1 pseudogene is annotated in these 684 nt (G+C 48.4%); it reads left to right on the forward strand.

Going from position 1 to position 684, the window contains the following annotated elements:
* Positions 1-684, forward strand: a pseudogene (locus Q0796_RS18100) (IS1595 family transposase); the annotation flags it as partial.

Raw genomic sequence — 684 nt, forward strand, 5'->3', positions numbered from 1 at the left:
ATTGGTTGGCATACGCGCAGTGTTTGATTGATGGATTTACCATTCGGCGTTCAGCTAAAGAGTGCCGAGTGAATAAAAGCACTGCTTTTCTCTGGCGCCATAAATTTCTCAAGTTCATCGCCCAAAAACAGGCTCATCAAGAAAGCGGCATCGTCGAAGCTGACGAAACCTTCTTTTTGAAATCGAACAAAGGTCAAAGGGCGCTCACTAGACCCGCCCGGGTCCGTGGCGGAGTGAGTAAAACTAAAGGTGGAGGCAGTGCGGACCAAGTCTCCGTACTTATTGTCCGAGATAGAGCAGGCCAAACTGCTGATTTTATGTTGGAAAAACTCGATGCCAAACACGTAGGAGCAGCACTAGGCACGGTGTTAGCAAGAGATGCTTGCCTATGTACAGACAGAGCATCTGTCTATTCGTCATATGCAAATAAAACAGGGATAAGGCATGAAACCATCAAGGCGTCTGGTCCACGGAGCCGCGGTCCGTTCCACATCCAAAATGTGAACGCTTACGACAGTCGCTTGAAAAGTTGGATAGCTCGATTTCGGGGCGTTGCAACCAAATACCTGCATAACTACTTGGGGTGGCACCGAATGTTAGACCGGTATCGGTACCAATTGGACCAAAGGCAGTGCCTTAAAGAAGTTGTTGGATGGGATGCAACAGCTAATTAAGACACAGCCC

The organism is uncultured Ferrimonas sp., from assembly GCF_947489035.1.
GTDB lineage: Bacteria > Pseudomonadota > Gammaproteobacteria > Enterobacterales > Shewanellaceae > Ferrimonas.